Origin of the sequence: Streptomyces panacea (assembly GCF_040560175.1) — a bacterium.
Lineage (GTDB): Bacteria > Actinomycetota > Actinomycetes > Streptomycetales > Streptomycetaceae > Streptomyces > Streptomyces panacea.
Genome location: NZ_JARJHW010000019.1, coordinates 13,762 through 30,401 on the forward strand (window position 1 = coordinate 13,762; position 16,640 = coordinate 30,401).

17 protein-coding genes are annotated in these 16,640 nt (G+C 70.9%); 13 read left to right on the top strand and 4 right to left on the bottom strand.

The genetic code is table 11. The features are described from left to right. Window positions 1-18: 18 nt before the first annotated feature. The 11 genes from P3L51_RS07320 to P3L51_RS07370 all read left to right on the top strand — a co-directional run bounded on the left by P3L51_RS07320 (window position 19) and on the right by P3L51_RS07370 (window position 11,257). Window positions 19-426, top strand: a complete 408-nt coding sequence (locus P3L51_RS07320; RefSeq protein ID WP_354604252.1) for a hypothetical protein — start codon at window positions 19-21, stop codon at window positions 424-426. Then, on the top strand, window positions 423-818 hold the full coding sequence (locus P3L51_RS07325; RefSeq protein WP_354604253.1) for a VOC family protein: 396 nt from the start codon (window positions 423-425) through the stop codon (window positions 816-818). Before P3L51_RS07320 ends, P3L51_RS07325 begins: the two co-directional genes overlap by 4 nt. Further along, complete coding sequence (locus P3L51_RS07330) at window positions 815-1,171, top strand: cytidine deaminase-like protein (RefSeq protein ID WP_354604254.1); 357 nt, start codon at window positions 815-817, stop codon at window positions 1,169-1,171. The genes P3L51_RS07325 and P3L51_RS07330 overlap by 4 nt, the downstream gene beginning before the upstream one ends. Window positions 1,172-1,242: 71 nt before the next feature. Beyond that, the gene (era, locus tag P3L51_RS07335; protein ID WP_354604255.1) at window positions 1,243-2,217 is read left to right on the top strand and encodes a GTPase Era; all 975 of its coding nucleotides are present in this window, start codon (window positions 1,243-1,245) and stop codon (window positions 2,215-2,217) included. Window positions 2,218-2,484: 267 nt separating this feature from the next. Next, complete coding sequence (leuA, locus tag P3L51_RS07340; RefSeq protein WP_354604256.1) at window positions 2,485-4,293, top strand: 2-isopropylmalate synthase; 1,809 nt, start codon at window positions 2,485-2,487, stop codon at window positions 4,291-4,293. A gap of 165 nt (window positions 4,294-4,458) precedes the next feature. Further along, the gene (locus P3L51_RS07345; protein ID WP_354604257.1) at window positions 4,459-5,154 is read left to right on the top strand and encodes a tellurite resistance TerB family protein; all 696 of its coding nucleotides are present in this window, start codon (window positions 4,459-4,461) and stop codon (window positions 5,152-5,154) included. Window positions 5,155-5,340: 186 nt separating this feature from the next. After that, a complete protein-coding gene (locus P3L51_RS07350) occupies window positions 5,341-7,458 on the top strand; it encodes an MMPL family transporter (protein WP_354604258.1) in 2,118 nt (705 codons plus the stop codon). A 93-nt stretch (window positions 7,459-7,551) separates the two neighbouring features. Further along, a complete protein-coding gene (locus P3L51_RS07355; RefSeq protein WP_354604259.1) occupies window positions 7,552-8,892 on the top strand; it encodes a sensor histidine kinase in 1,341 nt (446 codons plus the stop codon). Beyond that, window positions 8,889-9,584, top strand: a complete 696-nt coding sequence (locus tag P3L51_RS07360) for a response regulator transcription factor (RefSeq protein ID WP_354604260.1) — start codon at window positions 8,889-8,891, stop codon at window positions 9,582-9,584. Before P3L51_RS07355 ends, P3L51_RS07360 begins: the two co-directional genes overlap by 4 nt. 55 nt (window positions 9,585-9,639) lie before the next feature. Then, window positions 9,640-10,389 (top strand): DNA repair protein RecO, encoded by a 750-nt coding sequence (gene recO, locus P3L51_RS07365; protein ID WP_354604261.1) that lies wholly within the window; start codon window positions 9,640-9,642, stop codon window positions 10,387-10,389. 13 nt (window positions 10,390-10,402) lie between these two features. Further along, the gene (locus P3L51_RS07370) at window positions 10,403-11,257 is read left to right on the top strand and encodes an isoprenyl transferase (RefSeq protein ID WP_354604262.1); all 855 of its coding nucleotides are present in this window, start codon (window positions 10,403-10,405) and stop codon (window positions 11,255-11,257) included. Window positions 11,258-11,375: 118 nt separating this feature from the next. Here P3L51_RS07370 and P3L51_RS07375 read toward each other — a convergent pair whose 3' ends face one another. The 4 genes from P3L51_RS07375 to P3L51_RS07390 all read right to left on the bottom strand — a co-directional run bounded on the left by P3L51_RS07375 (window position 11,376) and on the right by P3L51_RS07390 (window position 14,650). Continuing rightward, window positions 11,376-11,822 carry a Fur family transcriptional regulator gene (locus P3L51_RS07375; RefSeq protein WP_354604263.1) on the bottom strand — a complete coding sequence of 149 codons (447 nt, stop codon included), beginning with the start codon at window positions 11,820-11,822 and terminating at the stop codon, window positions 11,376-11,378. Between the two features lie 61 nt (window positions 11,823-11,883). Beyond that, entirely contained in the window at window positions 11,884-12,795 is a 912-nt protein-coding gene (locus P3L51_RS07380; protein WP_354604264.1) for a metal ABC transporter permease, read from the bottom strand. A gap of 2 nt (window positions 12,796-12,797) precedes the next feature. Further along, entirely contained in the window at window positions 12,798-13,592 is a 795-nt protein-coding gene (locus tag P3L51_RS07385; RefSeq protein WP_354604298.1) for a metal ABC transporter ATP-binding protein, read from the bottom strand. Between the two features lie 62 nt (window positions 13,593-13,654). Continuing rightward, entirely contained in the window at window positions 13,655-14,650 is a 996-nt protein-coding gene (locus tag P3L51_RS07390) for a metal ABC transporter substrate-binding protein (RefSeq protein WP_354604265.1), read from the bottom strand. 141 nt (window positions 14,651-14,791) lie between these two features. Between P3L51_RS07390 and P3L51_RS07395 the strand changes: the two genes are divergently transcribed. Together P3L51_RS07395 and P3L51_RS07400 are read left to right on the top strand one after the other, a co-directional pair. Then, window positions 14,792-16,174 (top strand): glycine--tRNA ligase, encoded by a 1,383-nt coding sequence (locus tag P3L51_RS07395; protein WP_354604266.1) that lies wholly within the window; start codon window positions 14,792-14,794, stop codon window positions 16,172-16,174. A gap of 158 nt (window positions 16,175-16,332) precedes the next feature. After that, on the top strand, window positions 16,333-16,548 hold the full coding sequence (locus P3L51_RS07400; protein WP_354604267.1) for a hypothetical protein: 216 nt from the start codon (window positions 16,333-16,335) through the stop codon (window positions 16,546-16,548). Window positions 16,549-16,640: the final 92 nt, after the last annotated feature.

Here is a 16,640-nt window from a genome sequence, read left to right on the forward strand (position 1 = left end):
GCGCCTCGGGGGTGGCTGATGGCAGTTGAGCGCGGGGCGATCCCGCAGGGCGAGCTGGAACAGGTTCGGCGGCACTTCCGGGATCCGGCGGGTGACGTCCATGTGGGGCCGGGATGGCGGGGATCGGTGTGCGCGTGCCATCGGGCCGTCGTCGCGGAGTTCGCCGGGTACGAGCCGCTCGCCGGCAAGCAGAAGTACGCGTCCCCGGCCTTCCAGGCGTTTTCGCGACCGTGGAAGCGGGGCGGGAAACGGACGGCCGCCGAGTACGCGCGGCTCGGTGCGCCGATCGAGGTGTTCGAGCGCCGCGGCGCGGGCGGGGCCCCGCGTGAGAGCAGGCGGATCCAGCTGGTTCTGTGCGACCCGTGCGCGTCGTCGGTCGCCGAGGACGGGGACGTACTCGGCGCGGGAAGGGTGAGCGGCCGGTGATCGGCAGACTGCAATGCGTCGTGCTGGACTGCCCGGACGCGCTGGAACTCGCGCGGTTCTATCAGGCGCTCCTCGGCGGCACCGTCAATCGGCCCGACCCCCGGTGGGCCGTGGACGACGGCTTCGCCACCCTGCACACCGGTGAGGGTCTGGTGTTCGCGTTTCAGCGGGTGCCGGACCACCGGGCGCCGCGGTGGCCCGACGGGGAGTATCCGCAGCAGTTCCATCTGGACCTCGACGTCCCGGACATCGAGCGGGCCCGGGAGCAAGTCCTCGGCCTCGGCGCCGTGTTGCTCCGGGTCGACCCCGCCGGGTGGAGCGTCTTCGCGGATCCGGCGGGGCATCCCTTCTGTCTGCTGGGCCGGCCGGGCTCTCTATGCTCGGGCGCATGACGACGCAGAACACCGGCCTCGACCCCGAGGACCGCAAGATCATCACATTGGCCCGCAGCGCCCGTGCCCGTAACGGGGTGCCCGAGGGGGCCGCCGTGCGGGACGAGACCGGGCGGACCTATGCCGCCGGGACCGTCGACCTCGACTCCCTCAAGCTCAGCGCGCTGCGGACCGCCGTCGCCATGGCCGTCGCGAGCGGCGCCACCTCGCTGGAGGCCGCCGCCGTCGTCACCGGGGCCGAGACGGCGAGTGACGAGGACCGCGCCGCCGTACGCGATCTCGGCGGGCCCGATACGCCGGTGCTGGTGGCCGCTCCCGACGGGACCGTGCGGCGGACGGTCACGGCCGGCTGAGGCATCCGGAGGGGCCGCGTCCGGTGGCCCCGGAGGCCGACTGGTCGGCGGGGGCGGGACGATCGGGGAGAATGGGCGGCATGAGCGCTCGTACCCCTTCGTCTCCCGAGACTTCCGCCGAACCGTCCGAAGCCCCCCACCGGGCCGGTTTCGCCTGCTTCGTCGGTCGCCCCAACGCGGGCAAGTCCACCCTCACGAACGCTCTGGTCGGCCAGAAGGTGGCGATCACGTCGAGCCGGCCGCAGACCACGCGCCACACGGTGCGCGGCATCGTGCACCGGCCCGAGGCGCAGCTGATCCTGGTCGACACCCCCGGTCTCCACAAGCCGCGCACGCTGCTCGGCGAGCGGCTGAACGACGTCGTACGGACCACCTGGGCCGAGGTCGACGTCATCGGTTTCTGTGTGCCCGCCGACCAGAAGCTCGGCCCCGGCGACCGCTTCATCGCCAAGGAGCTCGCCGGGATCCGCAAGACGCCGAAGGTCGCGCTCGTCACCAAGACCGACCTCGTCGACTCCCGCGTCCTGGCCGAGCAGCTGATCGCGATCGACCAGCTCAGCCAGGAGCTGGGCTTCGAGTGGGCGGAGATCGTCCCGGTCTCGGCCGTCAGCGGTGACCAGGTCGAGCTCGTCGCCGACCTGCTGGTCCCGCTGCTGCCGGAGAGCCCGCCGCTGTACCCCGAGGGCGATCTCACCGACGAGCCCGAGATGGTCATGGTGGCCGAGCTGATCCGTGAGGCCGCGCTCGAAGGCGTACGGGACGAGCTGCCGCACTCGATCGCGGTCGTGGTCGAGGAGATGCTGCCGCGCGAGGACCGGCCGGCGGACAAGCCGCTGCTGGACATCCACGCGAACGTCTACATCGAGCGGCCGAGCCAGAAGGGGATCATCATCGGCCCCAAGGGCAAGCGGCTCAAGGAGGTCGGGACGAAGTCCCGCAAGCACATCGAGGCGCTGCTGGGCACGCCGGTCTTCCTCGATCTGCACGTCAAGGTCGCGAAGGACTGGCAGCGCGATCCGAAGCAGTTGCGCAAGCTCGGTTTCTAGGAGGGGCGGGAGGGGCGGGACCGCCTGCGAAATGGGGGTTTCGTAGGCTTTTCGCCCGTACCTCCGGTGATCCCGCATACTGATACGGGACCCCGCGGACCGGACGGCTCCGCTAGGCTGCGGCACATCATGCGTTTCGGGCTGCTTCTCCTTAGCTGCCGCGGCGAGGGTCTGTAGTCGTAGGCCGACCCCCTCCCCGCGGAGTCTGGTGATGCGGTTTTCCCGCCCCGTCGGCCGTCCCAGCGGACACACGAGGAGCCCAACGCAATGTCTGAGCGCACTTCCGAGCGCATGTCCGACCCCGCGGTAGCCGCGTCGGCCGTCGGCCGTCCCACCCCGGTCACCAACGCGACGCACACCCAGAAGCCGTCCGGGATGCCGATCCACAAGTACGGCCGCTACGAGGCCGTGGACATCCCCGACAGGACATGGCCGGACAACCGCGTCACCCAGGCGCCCCGCTGGCTCTCCACCGATCTGCGCGACGGCAACCAGGCCCTGATCGACCCCATGTCGCCCGCCCGCAAGCGCGAGATGTTCGACCTGCTGGTGCGCATGGGCTACAAGGAGATCGAGGTCGGTTTCCCGTCGTCGGGCGAGACCGACTTCGCCTTCGTGCGGTCGATCATCGAAGAGGGCGCCATCCCCGAGGACGTGACCATCTCCGTCCTGACGCAGGCGCGCGAGGAGCTGATCGAGCGCACCGTCCAGTCGCTCGTCGGCGCCCACCGCGCCACCGTCCACCTGTACAACGCCACCGCCCCCACCTTCCGCCGCGTCGTCTTCCGCGGCACCCGCGAGCAGGTCAGGCAGATCGCCGTGGACGGCACGCGGCTGGTCTCCGAGTACGCCGAGAAGATCCTGGGCCCGGAGACCGTCTTCGGCTACCAGTACAGCCCGGAGATCTTCACCGACACCGAACTGGACTTCGCCCTGGAGGTCTGCGAGGGCGTCATGGACGTCTGGCAGCCCGAGGAGGGCCGCGAGATCATCCTCAACCTGCCGGCCACCGTCGAGCGCTCCACCCCCTCCACGCACGCCGACCGCTTCGAGTGGATGTCGCGGAACCTGTCGCGCCGTGAGCACGTGTGTCTCTCCGTGCACCCGCACAACGACCGCGGCACCGCCGTCGCCGCCGCCGAGCTGGCGATCATGGCCGGGGCCGACCGGATCGAGGGCTGTCTGTTCGGCCAGGGCGAGCGCACCGGCAACGTCGACCTGGTGACCCTGGGCATGAACCTGTTCTCCCAGGGCGTCGACCCGCAGATCGACTTCTCGCAGATCGACGAGATCCGCCGCACCAGCGAGTACTGCAACCAGATGGAGATCCACCCGCGCCACCCCTACGCGGGCGACCTCGTCTACACCTCCTTCTCCGGCTCCCACCAGGACGCCATCAAGAAGGGCTTCGACGCGATGGAGGCCGACGCCGCCGCCCGGGGCACGACCGTCGACGAGATCGAGTGGGCCGTGCCCTACCTGCCGATCGACCCCAAGGACGTGGGCCGTTCGTACGAGGCGGTCATCCGGGTCAACTCGCAGTCCGGCAAGGGCGGCATCGCCTACGTACTGAAGAACGAGCACAAGCTGGACCTGCCGCGCCGGATGCAGATCGAGTTCTCACGGATCATCCAGGCGAAGACGGACTCCGAGGGCGGCGAGGTCACCCCGAAGGAGATCTGGTCGGCCTTCGAGGACGAGTACCTGCCCAACTCCGGCGACGCCGGCACCCGTTGGGGCCGGATCCAGCTGCGGTCCGGCCAGAGCACGACCGACAAGGACGGCACGGACACCCTCACCGTCGAAGCCGTCGTGGACGGCCAGGACACCGTGCTCACCGGCTCCGGCAACGGGCCGATTTCGGCCTTCTTCGCCGCGCTGGCCGCCGTCGGGGTCGATGCCCGGCTGCTGGACTACTCGGAGCACACCATGAGCGAGGGCGCGAGCGCGCAGGCCGCCTCGTACATCGAGTGCGCGATCGACGGAAAGGTGCTGTGGGGGATCGGCATTGACGCCAACACCACGCGCGCCTCACTGAAGGCCGTCGTCTCCGCGGTCAACCGCGCAACGCGCTGACCTGAGCGTTTACCGCCCGGACCCGAGCCCCGTCCACCGAAAGCGGTGGGCGGGGTTCAGCCATGTCGTGGCGACCTGACGCCGAGGTAATGACGCCGCATCGTCGCTGTGGTTAACATCACGTCAATGCGGCAAAGTTGCCGAAGCGTTATGGAGGTGCGCGACGTGCTGCCAGACCAGGCATCGAACGGCAGGAAACTGCGCATCTGCGGCATTCACACCGCGTGGAACACCATCGGGGACGGAGAGTTCTTCTGCCCCGACTGCGGAGGTGACCGCAACTACCGCCGACGCACCGGCCGTCGCCGCTTCGCCGTGCTCGGAGTGCCGCTGGTGCCGCGCGGCGAGGCCGGTCCAGTCATCGAATGCGCCGCCTGCCACGGACACTTCGGCACCGACATCCTCGACCACCCCACCACCGTCCGCTTCTCCGCGATGCTCCGCGACGCCGTGCACACGGTGGCGCTCGCCGTCCTCGCCGCGGGCGGTACGTCCTCCCGTACGGTCCGGGAGACCGCCGTCTCCTCGGTCAGGGCGGCCGGGATCGAGGACTGCACCGAGGAGCAGCTCACGGAGCTCGTGGAGGCGCTGGCCGCCGACACGGGGCGGTTCCTGATCGACCCGGGCCCGTGCGGGGCCGCGCTCGCCATCGAGCTGCACGAGGCGCTGGAGCCGCTGGCCCCGCATCTCGCCGCGGCCGGCCGGGAGTCGATCCTGCTCCAGGGAGCGCGGATCGCGCTGGCCGACGGGCCCTACAGCGCGGCGGAGCGCGACGTGCTCTCCACCGTCGGCGGCGCGTTGCAGCTGTGCGCCGACGACACCGCCCGGCTGCTCGAATCGGCCCGTACGCCCTCCTCCTGAGCCCCGGTCGCGGCGGCCGGCCCGCTCGCCGGTGTACGTCGCCCGCGTACTCCCCCGGGAGTAGCCGCGTGGCCCTGTCACCCGGTGCGGTAAGCCCCATCTCGCTCTCACGCGCGACGAATCGGCCCCTTCCCGGCCCGAGGCTGAGACCAGACTCTGACCGGCTGTGCAGAAGGGGGGCCCACGATGGGGTCCGAGAACAGACGCGGACGATCGCTGCCCTGGGCGGTGGTCGGGCTGTGGGTGATCGTGATCGCCGTGGCCGCCATGTTCGCCGGGAAGCTCGGCGACGTACAGCGCGACGAGGCCGTCGACTACCTCCCGGCGAGCGCCGACTCCACCCATGTGGAGAAGGTCCGGCAGGAGCTGCCCGGCGGTGAGACGACCGACCTGATCGTCGTCTACCACCGCGACGGCGGGCTCACCGCCGCCGACCGGACGACCGCCGATGAGCAGCTGGCGCGGATCGCGGCCGAGCAGAAGCTCACCGCCCCGCCCAAGGGCATCCCGTCGCGGGACGGCACGGCCCTGATGTACCCGATCGCGAGCGCCGCCCCCGACGGGCCGGGCGCCGACAAGGAGGCCGCGCAGCTCGCCTTCGTCGAGGACGTACGGGCCGTCGCCACGACCGACGGGGCCGCAAGCGGCGGGCTCGACATCGAGGTGGGCGGGGCCGGCGCGCTCCAGTCCGACATGGAAGCCGTCTTCGAGTCCATCGACGGCACCCTGATGATCGCGACCGTGCTGGTCGTCGCCGTCCTGCTGATCCTCACCTACCGCAGCCCGTTCCTGTGGGTCGTACCGCTGTTCGTCGTCGGCGCGGCCGCCGTCGGCTCCATGGCGGTCGTCTACGGGCTGGTGCAGGCCTTCGGCGTGGTCGTGACCAGCCAGAGCGCGGCGATCATGACGGTGCTCGTCTTCGGCGCGGGCACCGACTACGCACTGCTGCTCGTCGCCCGCTACCGCGAGGAGCTGCGCCGCGTACCCCACCCGTACGACGCCATGCGCATCGCGCTGCGCGGCTGCGGCCCCGCCGTCCTCGCCTCCTCCGGCACCGTCGCGGCCGGTCTGCTGTGCCTGCTGGCGGCCGACCTCAACAGCAGCAGGGGCATGGGACCGATCGCCGCCGTCGGCGTCGTGTGCGCGCTCATCGCGATGCTCACGCTGCTCCCCGCCGTCCTGGTGCTCCTCGGCCGCCGCGTCTTCTGGCCGCTGATCCCCACCTACGGCGGTGAGGCCAAGCGGCGCCGCTCCTTCTTCGCCGCCATGGGCACCTCGGCCGCCCGCAGACCGGTGGCCGTGCTCGGCACCGGCCTGGTGCTGCTCGGCGCCCTCGCCCTCGGCGTGCTGAACCTCCCCGGCGCCGTGAAGCAGGAGGACAGCTTCATCGACCGGCCCGAGTCCGTCACCGCCATGGCACGCCTGGCCGACGCCTACCCGGAGCAGAGCGCCCAGCCCATCAGCGTGATGGCGCCGACCGGCCGGGCCGACGCGGCGCTCGGCGCCGCCCGTACGGTCCCCGGCGTCGCCGAAGCCGAACGGGGCCGCAGCGGCGGCGGCTGGACCGAGATCGCCGTCTTCGCGAAGGACGCGCCCGAGACGGCGGGCGAGACCGCCACCATCGAACGGCTGCGGTCCACCCTCGGCGACGAGACATACGTCGGCGGGCCCAGCGCACAGCAGATCGACCTCGCCGACACCAACAGGAGCGACCGGCTGTACGTCATCCCGCTCGTCGTCCTCGCCGTCCTGCTGATCCTCGTGGCCCTGCTGCGCAGCCTCGTCGCACCGCTGATGCTGGTGTTCGCCGTCGTGGTCGTGTGGGGCGCGGCGATGGGCATCGGCGGGCTGGTCTTCGAGCCGCTGCTGGGCTTCGCCGGGGTGGATCCGGGGCTCGCGCTGCTCTCGTTCGTCTTCCTCGTCGCGCTCGGCGTCGACTACGGCATCTTCCTGATGCACCGGATGCGGGAGGAGGCGCTGAAGGGGGCCGAGCCCGAGGCCGCCGCGCTGACCGCGCTGCGCACCACGGGCGGGGTGATCGCCTCGGCCGGTGTCGTACTCGCCGCGACGTTCGGTGTCCTGGCGAGCCTGCCGCTGGTGATGCTCGCCGAGATGGGCATCCTCGTCGCCGTGGGCGTCCTGCTGGACACCTTCCTGGTCCGTACGTATCTGGTGACGAGCGCGAGCGTGCTGCTCGGCCGCGCGGTCTGGTGGCCGGGAGCGCTGTCCAGGCGGCCGGACGCGCCGCCGCCGGAGGCGGGGCGCGGCGAGCGCGAGCGGGAGCCGGTCGGCACCGGGGCCTGAGCGGCGGTGGGTCCGAGATGCGGTACGGCTCCGAGGGTGAGGGGGCCGTACCGCACCGGGCCGTGTCGGAGCGCGACTTGAGAGGATGGACCCGTGTCAGAGACCTCCAGCAGAGGACCGCGCGCCGAACGCGTCTTCGCGGTGCTCAACCGCGACCCGCTCGACGCGCCGCACCAACTGCGCACGGACCTGGTCGTCACCGGGGTCGTCGGCGCGGTGGGCATGCTGCTCGGCCTCGCCGTGCCCGGCGCCGGGAAATCCCTCGACGCCCTCGGCTGGGCGCTGTTCGCCGCCGTCGCCGGGTGCCTGGTGTGGCGGCGGCGCCACCCGGTGGCCGTCCTGCTGGTGATGGCGGCCCTCGTCGCGACGTACCACTCCCTGGACTACTCGCACGCCGCGACCACCCCGGCCACGATGGTCGCCCTCTACACCGTCGCCGTCACCGGGCCGCCGCTGCGCGCCGCGCTGCTCGGCGTCGGCATCGTCGGCCTCACGCTCACGGTGATGTTCTTCGTCAACGTCGACCGTGGCGTGGAGATGCTCCGCACCTCCGGCTGGATCATCGCGGTCCTCGTCATCGGCATGGACGTACGCGTCTACCGCAAGTACATCGCGGCGGTCGTGGAACGCGCCGAACGCGCCGAACGGACCCGCGAGGAGGAGGCCGCCCGGCGCGTCGCCGAGGAACGCCTGCGGATCGCCCGGGACCTGCACGACCTGCTGGCCCACAGCATCACGCTCATCGGCGTGCAGACCTCGGTCGCGTCGCACGTCCTGACCGTCGACCCGGACCGGCTGGACCGGGCCGCGATCACGCAGGCGCTCGACGGCATCTCGGACACCTGCCGCGAGGCCCGCTCCGAACTGCGCACCACGCTGGAGGTGTTGCGCGCGGGGACGGCCGAGGGCGAGGAGGGGACCTGGGGCGGGGCCCTGCCCGACCTGGCCGCGCTGTCCGGTCTGGTGGGGGCCGCGCGGACGGCGGGCGCGGAGACGCTGCTCACGGTGCGGACGGAGGGCGTACGCGTACCGCCGGTGGCCGAGGCCGCCGCGTACCGGATCGTGCAGGAATCGCTCACCAACGCCGTACGGCACGCGGGCCCCGCCCCACGGGTGCGGGTGCTGGTGGAGACGTGCGACAGCGCCCTGCACGTCACTGTGACCGACAACGGGGGCGCGCTCGGCGGCAGGAAGCCCCCCGCCGAACCCGGCTACGGCATCGTCGGCATGCGCGAGCGGGCCCGCAGCGTCGGGGGCACGCTCGACGCGGGCCCCTACGACGACGGCTTCCGGGTGGTCGCGGTGCTGCCGCTGCGGGAGCACGGTGAACGGGCGGAGGCGGAGGGGGAGCCGGCCGACGGGGAGCGGACGGGCGACAGTCCGGCGGCCGGCGGTCCGGCCGAACCGGCCGACCGGCGGGAGGCCGTCGCATGATCCGCGTCCTGCTCGCCGACGACCAGCGCCTCGTCCGGGCCGCCTTCGCGATGCTGGTGGAGTCCGCCGCCGACATGGAGGTCGTGGGCCAGGCCGGCACCGGCCTGGAAGCCGTCGAACTGGCCCGCTCCGCCCGCGCCGACCTCGTCGTCATGGACATCCGGATGCCCGGCATGGACGGCATCGAGGCCACCCGGCTGGTAGCCGCCGACGACGACCTCGCGGGCGTCAAGGTGCTGGTCCTCACCACGTACGACACCGACGACCACGTCGTGGAGGCGCTGCGCGCCGGGGCGTCCGGCTTCCTCGTGAAGGACACCAGACCGGCCGAACTCCTCACCGCCATCAGGACGGTGGCGGCCGGCGACTCCCTGCTGTCCCCGGGCCCGACGGCGCGGCTGATCGCCCGCGTACTGAGCACCCGCAGCCGGATCCCGGAGGCGGCCACGGCCGGCGGCCCCGAATGCCTCTCGGTGCGCGAACGGCAGGTGCTCGCCCTCGTCGCGCGCGGCCTCACCAACACGGAGATCGCGGAGACGCTGCGGCTCAGCCCGCTGACCGCCAAGACGCATGTGAGCCGGATCATGGGCAAGCTGCGGGCGCGGGACCGCGCGCAACTCGTGATCATCGCCTACGAGTCGGGGCTGGTGACCCCCGGTGATCCGCCGCTCACGCCCGCGGCCGCCGGCTGACCCGGAATCCGGGGCGGCAGCCCTGCGCACCCTCCGGGTGCGGGAGAATGGCGCCATGAGCCTGTTCCGCGACGACGGCATCGTGCTGCGCACCCAGAAGCTGGGTGAGGCGGACCGCATCATCACGTTCCTCACCCGTGGCCACGGCCGCGTCCGGGCCGTCGCACGCGGAGTGCGCCGTACGAAGTCCAAGTTCGGCGCCAGGTTCGAACCGTTCTCCCATGTCGACGTGCAGTTCTTCGCACGCGGCAGTGAACTCGTCGGACGCGGGCTGCCGCTCTGTACGCAGAGCGAGACCATCGCCCCGTACGGCGGCGCCATCGTCACCGACTATCCCCGCTACACGGCCGGTACGGCCATGCTGGAGACCGCCGAGCGGTTCACCGACCACGAGGGCGAACCTGCGGTCCAGCAGTATCTGCTCCTCGTCGGCGGGCTGCGCACGCTCTCGCGCGGGGAGCACGCCCCGCATCTGATCCTCGACGCGTTCCTGCTGCGCTCCCTCGCGGTCAACGGCTACGCGCCGAGCTTCGACGACTGCGCGAAGTGCGGTCTCGACGGTCCGAACCGGTTCTTCTCGGTCGCGGCGGGCGGGGTCATATGCGGTGACTGCCGGGTGCCGGGCAGCGTCGTACCGTCGTCGGAGGCGGTCGGACTGCTCAGCGCGCTGCTGACCGGGGACTGGGGGACCGCGGACGCGTGCGAGGCTCGTCATGTCCGGGAGGGCAGCGGGCTGGTGTCCGCGTATCTGCACTGGCATCTGGAGCGCGGTCTGCGCTCACTCAGATATGTAGAGAAGAACTAGGAGACACGAGCGCATGGCACGACGCGGAATCCTGGGCCGGCCCGGCCGCGAGTACAAGGTCCCCGAGCCGCACCCCTCCGGGGCGGTTCCGCCGAAGATCCCCGGCGAGCTGGTGCCCAAGCACGTCGCGTGCGTCATGGACGGCAACGGCCGCTGGGCCAAGGAGCGCGGCCTGCCGCGTACCGAGGGCCACAAGGTCGGCGAGGGCGTCGTGCTGGACGTGCTCAAGGGCTGTCTGGAGATGGGCGTCAAGAACCTCTCCCTGTACGCCTTCTCCACCGAGAACTGGAAGCGCACACCCGACGAGGTGCGCTTCCTGATGAACTTCAACCGCGATGTCATCCGGCGCCGCCGTGACGAGATGAACGAACTCGGCATCCGGATCCGCTGGGTCGGCCGGATGCCCAAGATGTGGAAGTCGGTCGTCCAGGAGCTCCAGGTCGCGCAGGAGCAGACCGTCGACAACGACGCGATGACGCTCTACTTCTGCGTCAACTACGGTGGCCGCGCGGAGATCGCGGACGCGGCGCAGGCGCTCGCCCAGGACGTGGCGTCGGGCAAGCTCCATCCGTCCAAGGTCAACGAGAAGACCTTCGCCAAGTATCTGTACTACCCGGACATGCCGGACGTCGATCTCTTCCTGCGGCCGAGCGGTGAGCAGCGCACGTCCAACTACCTGATCTGGCAAAGCAGTTACGCCGAGATGGTCTTCCAGGACGTGCTCTGGCCGGACTTCGACCGGCGGGACCTGTGGCGGGCCTGTCTGGAATTCGCCCACCGGGACCGCCGTTTCGGCGGAGCGCTGCCCAACCAGTCCGACAAGTCGGGCGAGTTGAGCGAGAAGAACCACCCGGGCGAGGGCCTGTAACACCGGGGCGGCAGCTCGAAGGACGCGGTGTAGGGGGCGGGGCGGCCGGGGTGGCGGCCCCGCTCACGCCCCGCTCACGGCCCGCTCACGCCCCGCGCACGGCCCCGCGCCGGTCAGGTCACCGGCCGGAAAGACCGCCGGCCGCGGCGCACTCCGCGCAGGTGCCGAAGACCTCCACCGTGTGGGCCACGGCCACGAAGCCGTGCTCGGCCGCGATCGTCTCGGCCCACTGCTCGACGGCCGGGCCCTCGACCTCGACGGCCTTGCCGCACACCCGGCACACCAGATGGTGGTGGTGATCACCGGTCGAGCAGCGTCGGTAGACGGACTCCCCGTCGTTGGTGCGCAGCACGTCGACGTCGCCCGCGTCCGCGAGCGACTGGAGCGTGCGGTAGACCGTCGTCAGACCGACCGAGTCGCCGCGGTGCTTCAACATGTCGTGGAGCTCCTGCGCGCTGCGGAACTCGTCCACCTCGTCCAGCGCGGCGGCCACCGCGGCACGCTGCCGGGTCGATCGGCCGCGTACGGGGGCAGTGCTCGCCCCACCGCCAGGGGCAGTCGTCACGGGTGCCTCCAATACTTCTGCCCGGAATCGCTCATCTGTCGGGCCATTCTGCCAGCTCGCGTCAGACCGTGGCCTCGTCCGACGGCCCGCGCATGGCGGGAACGGCGGGAACGTCCGCCGGGTCCTGGACGCATTCGCCCTCCGCCGGCCGTGGTGCCCGTGCCCGCCGTCTCGCGAGCGGGGTCGCGAGCACCGTCAGGACCAGGAAGACACCGATGGCCAGCAACACAATTGTCGCTCCGGGCGGTACGTCCTGGTAGTACGAGGTGACCGTGCCGGCCAGCGTGACCGCCGTACCGATCACCACCGCCAGCACGAAGGTGACGGCGAAGGACCGGGTGATCTGCTGCGCGGCGGCGACCGGCACCACCATGAGCGCGCTGACCAGCAGGAGTCCCACGACCCGCATCGCGACGGTGACGGTCACGGCGGCCGTGACGGCGACGAGCAGGTTCAGGGCGCGTACCGGCAGCCCGGTGACCCGCGCGAACTCCTCGTCCTGGCTGACGGCGAACAGCTGCCGCCGCAGCCCCACGGTGACCAGCACCACCAGGGCCGCCAGGATCCAGATCGCGTCCAGGTCGGCCTCGGAGACGGTGGAGAGCGAGCCGAAGAGATACGAGCTGAGGTTGGCGTTGGAGCCGGTCGGCGAGAGGTTGATCAGCAGCACACCGCCCGCCATACCGCCGTAGAAGAGCATGGCCAGCGCGATGTCGCCGCGTGTGCGGCCGTACGCCCGGATCAGCTCCATCGCGATGGAGCCGATGATCGCCACGAGTGTCGCCATCCACACCGGGCTGGTGGAGAGCAGGAAGCCCAGCCCCACACCGGTCATGGCGACATGGCCGATGCCGTCGCCCATCAGTGCCTGGCGCCGCTGGACGAGGTAGATGCCGACGGCGGGCGCGATGACGCCGACCAGTACGGCCGCGATCAGGGCCCGCTGCATGAGGGCGGTCTCAAGGATTTCCATGATCAGCTCAGCAGTCCCGTACGGAGCGGCTCGCCGGCCGCGTGAGGGTGGACGTGGTCGTGGCCGGGCAGCGCGTGCTGGCCCAGGGCCTTCGGCGGCGGGCCGTCGTGCATCACGCAGCCGTCGCGCAGCACCACCGCGCGGTCGATCAGCGGCTCCAGCGGGCCCAGTTCGTGCAGGACGAGCAGGACGGTCGTGCCGGCCGTCACCTGGTCACGCAGCGTGGCCGCCAGGATCTCCTGGCTGGCCAGGTCGACGCCCGCCATCGGCTCGTCCATGATCAGCAGTTCGGGTTCGGCGGCGAGGGCGCGCGCGATGAGCACCCGCTGGTGCTGGCCGCCGGAGAGCGCGCCGACCGCGTCCTTCGCCCGGTCCGCGAGACCGACCAGCTCGATGGCGTGCTGAACGGCCGCCCGGTCGGCCTTGGAGGGCCGGCGCAGGAGCCCGGAGCGGGAGAGCCGCCCCGAGGCCACGACCTCGCGGACGGTCGCGGGGACGCCGCTGGCGGCCGTGGTGCGCTGCGGTACGTAGCCGACGCGCGCCCAGTCGCCGAAGCGCCGCAGCGGGGTGCCGAAGAGGGTCACCTCGCCGCTGGTGAGGGGGACTTGGCCGATCACGGAGCGTACGGCCGTGGACTTGCCCGAGCCGTTCGCGCCGAGCAGAGCGACGACCTCACCGCGCCGCAGGGAGAGGTCGATGCCGCGCAGCACGGGGCGGGAGCCGAGCGTGGCGGTGGCGCCGCGCAGCGACAGGACGGTGGGTGCGGGCGCGGGTGCGGCGGCGTCCTGCCCGGCCACCTCTGCCCGCTCGGTGTGCGTCGTCGCCACGTCCCGTACCTCCGTTGCCGCTGTCGGGTGGTTCACTTCGCGCCGAGGGCTTTCTCCAGCGCGGCGAGGTTGGACTCCATGACCTCGACGTAGTCAGCGCCCTTGGACTTCTCCGTGATTCCCTCGACGGGGTCGAGGACGTCCGTCCTGAGTCCGCTGTCGGCGGCGACGGTCTTCGCCGTCTTGTCGCTGACGAGCGTTTCGAAGAAGACCGTGCCGACCTTGTCCTTGGCCGCGATGGAGCGCAGCTCCTTGATCCGTGCCGGGCTGGGCTCGGACTCGGGGGAGATGCCCGAGATCGATTCCTGGGTGAGACCGTAGCGCTCGGCGAGATAGCCGAAGGCCGAGTGCGTGGTGATGAAGGTCTTGGTGGAGGTGTCGGCGAGGCCCTGCTCGAACGCGGTGTCGAGGGTGGTGAGCCGCTCGACCAGAGCGGTGGTGTTCTTCCGGTACGCGGCGGCGTTGTCCGGGTCGGCCTTCTCCAGCGAGGCGCCGACGCCCTTGGCGACCTCGGCGTACTTCACGGGGTCGAGCCAGATGTGCGGGTCGGTGCCGGCCTCGCCCTCGTGGGCGTGGTCCTCCTCGGCGTGCTCCTCGCCCGCGTGCTCGTCGCCGTGGCCGACCTCCGAGCCGTGCTTCTCCAGCGTGGTGAGGGAGGCGGCGTCGACGGTGTTCTTCACGCCGGCGCCGGCGATGGCCTCGTCGACGGCGGGCTGGATGCCCTTGAGGTAGAGAATGTAGTCGGCCTCGCCGAGCTGGGCGGCCTGCCGGGTCCCCAGCTCCAGCTCGTGCGGCTCGACGCCCGGCTTGGTGAGGGTGGAGACGTCGACGTGTGTCCCGCCTATCTCCTCGGCCAGATACTGCATCGGGTAGAACGACGTGACCACCGCGAGCTTGCCGTCGCCCTTGCCGCCCGCACCGCCCCCGCCGTCGGCCGCGTCGGAGGGGGAGCACGCGGACAGCGCGACCAGGCCGAGGGTGACGGACCCGGCGAGCGCGGCGGTGGGTATGAGGCGTCGTACGTTCATGACAGTCATTTTCAACAAAAGTGGAAACGATTGTCAACAAGGGGTGGTGAAGGCCACTGCGGGACACCGATTTGATACAGGGGGTGCGCCCGCCGCTAATCTGAAGCATTCGCCGTTCGTCGTCGTAATGAAGAGAGCACCGTGGCCGCCGACAAGATCGACAGCATCGTCAACCTGAGCAAGCGCCGTGGCTTCGTCTATCCGTGCAGCGAGATCTACGGCGGACAGCGTGCCGCCTGGGACTACGGGCCGCTCGGGGTCGAGCTGAAGGAGAACATCAAGCGCCAGTGGTGGCGTTACATGGTCACTTCGCGCGAGGACGTTGTCGGTCTCGACTCGTCGGTGATCCTGGCCACCGAGGTCTGGGAGGCCTCGGGTCACGTCGCCACGTTCAGCGACCCGCTGACCGAGTGCACCTCCTGTCACAAGCGTTACCGCGCCGACCACTTGGAGGAGGCGTACGAGGAGAAGCACGGCAAGCCCCCGGTCAACGGACTCAAGGACCTCAACTGCCCCAACTGCGGCAACAAGGGGACCTTCACCGAGCCCAAGTCCTTCTCCGGGCTGCTCGCCACCCACCTCGGCCCGACACAGGACACCGGCTCGGTCGCGTACCTGCGTCCCGAGACCGCCCAGGGCATCTTCACCAACTTCGCCCAGGTGCAGCAGACATCGCGCAAGAAGCCGCCGTTCGGCATCGCGCAGATGGGCAAGTCCTTCCGTAACGAGATCACGCCCGGCAACTTCATCTTCCGCACCCGCGAGTTCGAGCAGATGGAGATGGAGTTCTTCGTCAAGCCCGGCGAGGACGAGACGTGGCAGGACTACTGGATGGAGCAGCGCTGGAACTGGTACCGGGACCTGGGCATGCGCGAGGAGAACATGCGCTGGTTCGAGCACCCGAAGGAGAAGCTCTCCCACTACTCCAAGCGCACCGCCGACATCGAGTACCGCTTCAGCTTCGGCGGCTCGGAGTGGGGCGAGCTGGAAGGTGTCGCGAACCGCACCGACTTCGACCTCACCGCGCACTCCAAGGCGTCGGGCCACGACCTGTCGTACTTCGACCAGGAGGCCGGTGAGCGCTGGACGCCGTACGTCATCGAGCCCGCCGCCGGTGTCGGCCGCGCGATGCTGGCCTTCCTCCTCGACGCGTACAACGAGGACGAGGCGCCGAACGCGAAGGGCGTGCTGGAGAAGCGCACCGTGATGCGGCTCGACCCGCGCCTGGCGCCGGTGAAGGTCGCGGTGCTGCCGCTGTCGCGCAACCCGCAGCTGTCGCCGAAGGCGAAGGGGCTCTCGGCCGACCTGCGGAAGAACTGGAACATCGAGTTCGACGACGCGGGCGCGATCGGCCGGCGTTACCGCAGGCAGGACGAGATCGGTACGCCGTTCTGCGTCACCGTCGACTTCGACACGCTCGACGACGACGCGGTGACCGTGCGCGAGCGCGACACCATGAAGCAGGAGCGTGTCTCGCTGAGCCAGATCCAGGGGTACCTGGGTGAGCGGCTGCTCGGCTGCTGAGGCCGGCCGCGGAGGCGCGCCGATCACCGGCGCGCCGAGCGCGGCCTCCGATCACAGCCGCTGATTACGGTCGTGGCTCGAAGCCCCCGGTTCCGTGACGGAGCCGGGGGCTTCGTCGCACACTGCTCAGTGGCCGCATCCGTCAACAGGAGGCACCCATGCCGCCCACGACCAGCAGCAAGGTAAGCCGATGGGACCAGCACGGCCGAGAGCATGTGGTCCATGTCCAAAAGGCGGGCATGCAGCGGGCGTTGACCTGCGACACCTGCGGCTGGAGCAAGAACGCGCAGTTCCTGCCGTGGCTCAAGGCGGAGGAACATCTCACCGAGGCGCACCAGGCGACCGTGGATCCGACGGTGACGGGCAACGGCTGAGAGCCGTCGCACGGGGGTGTTGGGGCCCGGAAATGGGGTGACGGGCGCCACCGGCCCGGTGGTAGCGTCTCGGGCATGTTCTTCCAGATCTA

Excerpts from the sequence above, each read along its gene's own strand:
- P3L51_RS07320 (WP_354604252.1), top strand. The coding sequence starts at position 19 with ATGGCAGTTGAGCGCGGGGCGATCCCGCAGGGCGAGCTGGAACAGGTT.
- P3L51_RS07330 (WP_354604254.1), top strand. The coding sequence starts at position 815 with ATGACGACGCAGAACACCGGCCTCGACCCCGAGGACCGCAAGATCATC.
- era (WP_354604255.1), top strand. The coding sequence starts at position 1,243 with ATGGGCGGCATGAGCGCTCGTACCCCTTCGTCTCCCGAGACTTCCGCC.
- leuA (WP_354604256.1), top strand. The coding sequence starts at position 2,485 with ATGTCTGAGCGCACTTCCGAGCGCATGTCCGACCCCGCGGTAGCCGCG.
- P3L51_RS07350 (WP_354604258.1), top strand. The coding sequence starts at position 5,341 with ATGGGGTCCGAGAACAGACGCGGACGATCGCTGCCCTGGGCGGTGGTC.
- P3L51_RS07360 (WP_354604260.1), top strand. The coding sequence starts at position 8,889 with ATGATCCGCGTCCTGCTCGCCGACGACCAGCGCCTCGTCCGGGCCGCC.
- recO (WP_354604261.1), top strand. The coding sequence starts at position 9,640 with ATGAGCCTGTTCCGCGACGACGGCATCGTGCTGCGCACCCAGAAGCTG.
- P3L51_RS07370 (WP_354604262.1), top strand. The coding sequence starts at position 10,403 with ATGGCACGACGCGGAATCCTGGGCCGGCCCGGCCGCGAGTACAAGGTC.
- P3L51_RS07380 (WP_354604264.1), bottom strand. The coding sequence starts at position 12,795 with ATGGAAATCCTTGAGACCGCCCTCATGCAGCGGGCCCTGATCGCGGCC.
- P3L51_RS07390 (WP_354604265.1), bottom strand. The coding sequence starts at position 14,650 with ATGAACGTACGACGCCTCATACCCACCGCCGCGCTCGCCGGGTCCGTC.
- P3L51_RS07400 (WP_354604267.1), top strand. The coding sequence starts at position 16,333 with ATGCCGCCCACGACCAGCAGCAAGGTAAGCCGATGGGACCAGCACGGC.